Here is a 1,768-nt window from a genome sequence, read left to right as displayed (position 1 = left end):
TAATATCCGACGTTTCCATACCGCCGTATTTTTCTCGCCACTTATAGAAAGTTGAATTACCCATGCCATATTTGCGACAGAGTTCCTTGACAGGAATACCTGCTTCAGCTTCTTTTAAAATAGCGACGATTTGATGTTCAGTCATTTTTTTCATAATTAAATCCTCTTTTACTTTTATCATAGAGAATTTTCTACTTTTTGGCTGTACTATTTTAGGGGATAGTTACAGTATCAGTATGCGACTAATGGATTGACTTGGATAGATCCGTAGGGATTATCATGCAAAGTACGATTCAAAATATGAAAGAGAGGTGATGCTATCGATAAGTCATTGCCTAATGGTGATACCTCTTCATGGAATGTAGTAAGAACCAGATATTGGAAGTCTTCGTGAGGCTACTAGAGAATAGCATGCGGCTCTTGATAAATTTAGACAGCTAGGAGGTAATAAAAAATGAACTCTATAGATATTATAAAAAATTATTTGGAAGGGTCACTTTCTCCGCAGGATTTTCAAAAAGAACTTTATTACAATAAGGATATGGAAAATCTTTTATCTAAGGAAACTCAAATTGTAAATACCCCAAACTTAGTACACAACTCACGTAGAAAATTAAGCTGCCTGTTTTAATATTTTATATTCGAGCGGTGTCATGTTATTTAATGCCTCATGCGGTCTTTCGGTGTTATAAATCGTTAACCATTCTTCAGTTATTCTCCTTGCTTGCGCTAAGTTGTTAAAAAGATATAAATCGAGTACTTCAGTACGATAGGTACGATTAAATCGTTCAATATAGCCATTTTGATAAGGGCTACCGGGCTAGATATAATCAATGGTTATATCATGTGATTTAGCCCAATTTATGAAGGTTTTTCCTGTAAATTCTGGTCCATTATCGACGCGTATTTTTAATGGATAGCCATGATATTCAGCCAGTTTATCTAAGTAACGGGTAACTCTCCCTGCTGGTAAGCTTACTGCAATATCAATACCTAACGCCTCACGATTAAAGTCATCGATGACATTGAATGTCCTAAATCGACGTTGATTACGACTACTGTCACTCATAAAATCCATTGACCAACATTCACCTTGTTTATTGGGGACTAATAACCTTTCCGGGCATCGTGGAGGAATGCGTTTTTTACGCTTTACCCTGAGATTAAGCTTTAATTCACAATACACCCGATATACCCGTTTATGATTCCATTGATAGCCGAGCTTTCTGATACGATTAAAACATTTAGGAAAGCCCCAGCGTAAATGCCGGTCTGTGATAGCATTCAACACCGAAACAATCACCGAATCATCCTGTAACTTAGCTTGATAATAGTAAGCACAACGGCTTAAACCAACAATGGCACAACTCATAGCAATAGTAACTGAATGATTTTGTTGTAGTTGCTGTGCCCACGTTTTACGTGCCCCTGTTGGCACTAAAGCTTTTTTATGATTTCTTCCTGAAGCTGGGATTTTAAGCTCAGTTCGGCAAACATCTGCTTAAGCTTGCAGTTTTCAGCCTCCAGCTCCTTTAAGCGTTTAATATCCGACGTTTCCATACCGCCGTATTTTTCTCGCCACTTATAGAAAGTTGAATTACCCATGCCATATTTGCGACAGAGTTCCTTGACAGGAATACCTGCTTCAGCTTCTTTTAAAATAGCGATGATTTGATGTTCAGTCATTTTTTTCATAATTAAATCCCCTTTACTTGTATCATAGAGAATTTTCTACTTTTTTGCTGTACTATTTTAGGGGATAGTTACA

1 protein-coding gene and 1 pseudogene are annotated in these 1,768 nt (G+C 37.0%); both read right to left on the bottom strand.

What is annotated here, in order from left to right; all coding sequences use genetic code 11:
* The coding region (locus tag A9G41_RS08430) for a transposase (protein ID WP_141673476.1) at positions 1-154 on the bottom strand (154 nt) is incomplete at its 3' end.
* 459 nt (positions 155-613) lie between these two features.
* Positions 614-1,695: pseudogene (locus A9G41_RS08425) on the bottom strand (IS3 family transposase).
* Between the last annotated feature and the right edge of the window lie 73 nt (positions 1,696-1,768).

It is taken from the genome of Gilliamella sp. Nev5-1 (assembly GCF_001690895.1).
Taxonomy (GTDB): Bacteria; Pseudomonadota; Gammaproteobacteria; order Enterobacterales; family Orbaceae; genus Gilliamella; species Gilliamella apicola_C.
The sequence above is the reverse complement of the archived record's forward strand: the minus strand, read 5'-3'. Positions and strand labels throughout refer to the sequence as shown.